The following is a 4,734-nucleotide window of genomic DNA, read 5'->3' as shown; positions in this document are numbered from 1 at the left end:
CGTACTCTCTATTGAGCAGCTCTCGTGCAGTCACGCTCCACACCTTAGTATTGTCCTCTGAGTCGATAAACTCGATATCCACAGTCATCCGGTACTTCCCGGAGAACTTTGGCGTATTGATACTGAGGAAGGGGTAGTGATCCACCTCGTAGCGACCACCCTTATTGGTCACAAGGTAGTTCCTGAAGCCCGGATCCAGATTGGCCTCACTTCCTGTCCTGTAGTCCGGATTGCTCTCGAGGGCGGTCTTGTAGACGATCGTCAGCTGTCCGCCGGTGGTTAGCTCCTTGAGTCCCTTATCTGTCAGCTCTTTGGCCACCGCACGAGCTCCCGGCTTCATCCGTGACTCCTGATCGGCGAAGGAGAATGTACTGTACTTGATGAAGTCGCGCATCGTCGGGAGAGTATATATGAGTGGCATCGTAAAGCGCCTCGAGGTGACATCCTCCAGGCTGTACATATTAAATGCCTGAGCCAGCAGCTCCTCCGTCAGGATCCCTGAGGGGAGACACTCCTTCTGCAGCGCCAGATCCCACGAAGGGGTGCCGGGGCGGCGCATCTTCAGACTGACCTGATCATGAGTGGGGTCGAGGATCATCGCCGTGATGGTCTCCTCGGAGAGTTTCTGCGTGTCGCGACCTTCGATCTCGAGGATCACATCCCCGGGACGGATGCCGGCTCTGGCAGCGGGGCTGCCTGGGATCACCTCCACGACCACGGCGTGCGAGTCTCCCCAGCTCTCCTGGTAGCTGATCTGGTAGAGCAGTCCTACGTCGCATCGGACGCCAGATCCTCCGACCTTCTGACCATACGATAGTGTCGCTCCGGCCATCAGCGCCATGCAGAGGAGCAAAATAGATCGATACAATCCGTTCATATTCATATAATATTTAGTCTTCTTTGCGTTCAAGTAATCTACACAAAGGTAGATATTTTTCTCTTCTTGCTTCATTGCGTCCGGCAGATGATGGGACAGGGACGCTCGACCCTCTGTGACCCCTCAGACTAATACCGGTATCAGTGAAATCTAAAGTCGGTATTAGTCGACACTAATACCGGTAATAGATTCGACTAATACCGGTATTAGAAATGGCAGATCTCCATCCGCTGATAGTCAGTATGGTGTGGGATGCTCCGTTTCGCTCTCCGAAGTCCGGTCGCTCGGGTGACGGATCCTGATGCATTTGTCCTCTTCCAATGCCCGGATAGTGCACCTGTAGGGCAAAAATCGGACTCAGACGAGGGTACATGATTGTCTGGGTTAGAGAAAAGTGCTATCTTTGCACGCCGATTATTATCAAGAGGTCTGATGTCGAGAGCTATGGCTTATCCTCGCAGGGGGCTGCACGCCCACCACTGATTAGCAAAGAGAGACCGTTTTTCACAGGCCGGGCTCGCGAGACATCTACCGCTGGATATAACTCAATACTAATAAGTTACTAGTAAATGGATACTTTAAGTTATAAGACCATTTCTGCAAATAAGGCAACTGTCGAGGCTGAGTGGCTTCTCGTAGACGCCACCGGTCAGCCCATTGGACGACTCTGCAGTGAGATCGCCAAGTTGCTGAGAGGGAAGCACAAGCCTTCCTTCACACCGCACGTAGACTGCGGTGACAATGTCGTTGTCATCAATGCTGACAAGGCCATCATGACCGGCAAGAAGTGGACCGATCGCGTCTATGTACGCTACACTCGCTTCCCCGGAGGACAGCGTCTCTCCTCTCCTAAGAGAGAGTTTGAGAAGGGTGGTGCAGACCGCCTCGTCCGTCGCATGGTAGCAGGGATGCTGCCCAAGAATCGCCTCGGCAAGACGCTGATCAATCACCTCTACATCTATGGAGGTGAGGAGCACGATAAGGCTGCTCAGAAGCCCCGTAAGATCGAATTCCCCAACCTGAAGTAAGAGAAATAGCATAGCATGGAAGTAATCAATGCACTCGGCAGAAGAAAGGCATCTGTCGCCCGTGTCTATCTCAAGGAGGGCAGCGGGAACATCACGATCAATAAGAAGGCTCTGGAGGAGTTCTTCCCCAATCCTTTCCTCATCCGCATCGTAAGACAGCCTCTGGCTCTCCTCGGTGTAGAGGATCGCTACGACATCAATATCAACGTCAATGGCGGTGGCACCACCGGTCAGAGCGAGGCCTCTCGTCTCGGTATCGCTCGTGCTCTTGTCAAGGTTAATCCTGACGACAAGGCTGCGCTGCGTGCAGCCGGCTTCATGACTCGCGACGACCGTGTTGTAGAGCGTAAGAAGCCCGGTCAGCCCGGAGCTCGTCGTAAGTTCCAGTTCTCTAAGCGTTAACCTAATCGAGCAGTTCGCTGTAAGACTACGTTTAGCATCCAAGCTTGTGAGATGGGGCTCTGTCGCCCCCTACTGCGCAGGCTGATCTCTTAAGATAATCAAGAAGAAAGTAAACGATATATGTCACAAATAACATTTGACCAATTGCTCGATGCAGGCGCACACTTCGGTCACCTTACCCGTAAGTGGAATCCTGCAATGGCTCCATACATCTTTATGGAGCAGAATGGCATCCATATCATCGATCTGCACAAGACCGTAGCTAAGATCGATGAGGCATGCGAGGCGCTCAAGAAGTTTGCCCAGGAGGGTAAGACTGTCCTCTTTGTCGCTACCAAGAGATCGGCTCAGGAGTCGGTAGCGAGGCTTTGCGGAGAGGCAGGTATCCCCTTCGTCACCGAGCGTTGGCTGGGTGGTATGCTGACCAACTTCCCCACCATCCGCAAGACGGTCTCCAAGATGGACCGCATCGACAGGATGAAGGGCGAGGGTGTCTTCGACAACCTCTCCAAGCGTGAGAAGCTGCAGATCGACCGTCAGCGTGAGAAGCTGGAGAAGAACTTTGGCTCCATCGCTTCCATGAAGACTCTCCCGAGCGCCATCTTCGTCATCGACTCCGTGCGTGAGCACATCGCTGTCAAGGAGGCTCACCTGCTCGGTATCCCCGTCTTTGCCATCGCTGATACTAACGCTAACCCGCGTGACATCGACTTCCTGATCCCCGCCAACGATGACTCTCACGACGGCATCGAGCTGATCGTGGCTGCCGCCTGCGAGGCTATCAAGGAGGGCTCTCAGGAGCGCAAGATCCAGAATACCGACAACTCCGGCAAGGAGGGAGACTCCGAGGACGAGAGCGGAGAGGGCCGTGGCCGTCGTCGCCGTCGCTTCTCCGGTGTCCGTCGTGCTATGGAGGAGGGTGATGAGAAGGAGGCTGACTCTTCCGCTGAGGAGAGTGAGGCTGATAACGAGACCGAGACTTCGACTGAGGAGTAAGGCAACCGCTTATTACCCATTCCTCGTGAGGGTACGCCCACCGATGACTTCGGTCTATCGGTCATTATGACACTAAGGCCCTCTTGCTTCCATCGTAATAAGAGGGGACGCAAGAGGACCTTACTTTTTTATACCAGCTAATAATCATAACAACTAAACTACATACACTACTATGGATGTATCGATGAAGGATATCAAGGCTCTGCGCGATCTTACCAATGCAGGTCTTGCTGACATTAAGAAGGCTCTCCAGGAGGCTGAGGGTGATCACGACAAGGCTGTCGAGATCCTCCGCAAGCGTGGTCAGGCTATCGCTGCCAAGCGCTCTGAGCGTACCGCTGAGCAGGGCTGCGTGCTTGCTAAGTACGAGGATGGCTTTGCTGCTATTGTCGCTCTGAAGTGCGAGACCGACTTCGTCTCTGCTACTGACGGATTCCGTGGCGTGACTGAGGGCATCCTCGATGTCGCCATGAAGAATAAGCCTAAGTCTCTCGATGAGCTCCTCGCTCTCACGATGGATAACGGTCACACGGTAGAGGCTGAGGTGACTCAGCAGTCCGGTGTCACGGGTGAGAAGGTAGAGCTCGGCCACTACGAGTACATCGAGGCACCTCATACCTATGGCTATATCCACCCCGGTAACATGCTCGCAGCGATTGCAGGATTCAATATCGAGCCCTCTGAGAAGATGGCCAATGAGATCTGCATGCAGATCGCCTCGATGAATCCTGTCGCTATTATGCCCGAGGGCGTGACTGAGGAGATCAAGGAGCGTGAGCTCGAGATCGCTCGTGACAAGGCTCGTGAGCAGGGTAAGCCTGAGAACCTCCTCGATCGTATCGCTGAGGGATCTCTCAATAAGTACTACAAGGAGAATTGTCTCCTCATGCAGGAGTCTATCCTCGACAGCAAGAAGACTGTAGAGCAGATCCTGAAGTCTGAGAATAAGGAGCTCACTGTAGTCGCCTTCAAGCGTGTTAATCTGAATAAGGACTAATCGTCCCTCCCGATAAATCACCAATGGGGGCTGTATCGCACTGCGATACAGCCCCCATCGCGTCGGTAGAGATGACTATGAGAGGTGGATAGGCGTAGAGTAAGACGTTGCTTTCTCATTCGCCGAGCACTTTATCTCCATGCCTTTATCTGCAGACGATGAAGGAGTAGGGGGTGGTGTGCCGTTTGATTTGGTATATTTGCGTACTTAATGGACGGACGTAAGCGTGAGGAGGAGGCATAGGATGGGCGACCCCTGGACCCTTAGCCTCACTCCTGAGGGCGGCTTACGCCATCCGAGGCACTCACAATCATAGTTGTAGATAGCATGTCGACGAAGCCCAAGAAATCACACCGTGTCCCGGTGACCGGCTCTACATTCCTCAGTACAGTCAGTATCTGTGCTGTACTCTTCCTGATCGGACTCGTGGCGAT

General features: G+C 53.5%; 5 protein-coding genes. 4 read left to right on the top strand and 1 reads right to left on the bottom strand.

Annotated elements, in window-relative coordinates; translation table 11 throughout:
- Nucleotides 1-877, bottom strand: an 877-nt coding sequence (locus Q0F21_RS05370; RefSeq protein ID WP_297238094.1) for a PDZ domain-containing protein, incomplete at its 3' end; no start/stop codon positions are given.
- Between the two features lie 569 nt (nucleotides 878-1,446).
- Between Q0F21_RS05370 and rplM the strand changes: the two genes are divergently transcribed.
- From rplM to tsf, 4 genes are all read left to right on the top strand, one after another.
- Nucleotides 1,447-1,905 carry a 50S ribosomal protein L13 gene (gene rplM / locus Q0F21_RS05365; protein ID WP_018107543.1) on the top strand — a complete coding sequence of 153 codons (459 nt, stop codon included), beginning with the start codon at nucleotides 1,447-1,449 and terminating at the stop codon, nucleotides 1,903-1,905.
- A gap of 15 nt (nucleotides 1,906-1,920) precedes the next feature.
- Nucleotides 1,921-2,307: a 30S ribosomal protein S9 gene (gene rpsI / locus Q0F21_RS05360; RefSeq protein ID WP_297238092.1), complete on the top strand. Its 387-nt coding sequence runs from the start codon at nucleotides 1,921-1,923 to the stop codon at nucleotides 2,305-2,307.
- Nucleotides 2,308-2,427: 120 nt separating this feature from the next.
- Nucleotides 2,428-3,303, top strand: a complete 876-nt coding sequence (gene rpsB, locus Q0F21_RS05355) for a 30S ribosomal protein S2 (protein ID WP_297238089.1) — start codon at nucleotides 2,428-2,430, stop codon at nucleotides 3,301-3,303.
- Nucleotides 3,304-3,475: 172 nt separating this feature from the next.
- Nucleotides 3,476-4,300, top strand: a complete 825-nt coding sequence (gene tsf / locus Q0F21_RS05350) for a translation elongation factor Ts (RefSeq protein WP_297238087.1) — start codon at nucleotides 3,476-3,478, stop codon at nucleotides 4,298-4,300.
- Nucleotides 4,301-4,734 lie beyond the last annotated feature (434 nt).

It is taken from the genome of uncultured Porphyromonas sp., assembly GCF_934359325.1.
Taxonomy (GTDB): Bacteria; Bacteroidota; Bacteroidia; order Bacteroidales; family Porphyromonadaceae; genus Porphyromonas_A.
This window is presented reverse-complemented; position numbering and strand designations above follow the sequence as displayed.

Coding starts and splice junctions, on each gene's coding strand:
- rplM (WP_018107543.1), top strand. CDS start 1,447: ATGGATACTTTAAGTTATAAGACCATTTCTGCAAATAAGGCAACTGTC.
- rpsI (WP_297238092.1), top strand. CDS start 1,921: ATGGAAGTAATCAATGCACTCGGCAGAAGAAAGGCATCTGTCGCCCGT.
- rpsB (WP_297238089.1), top strand. CDS start 2,428: ATGTCACAAATAACATTTGACCAATTGCTCGATGCAGGCGCACACTTC.
- tsf (WP_297238087.1), top strand. CDS start 3,476: ATGGATGTATCGATGAAGGATATCAAGGCTCTGCGCGATCTTACCAAT.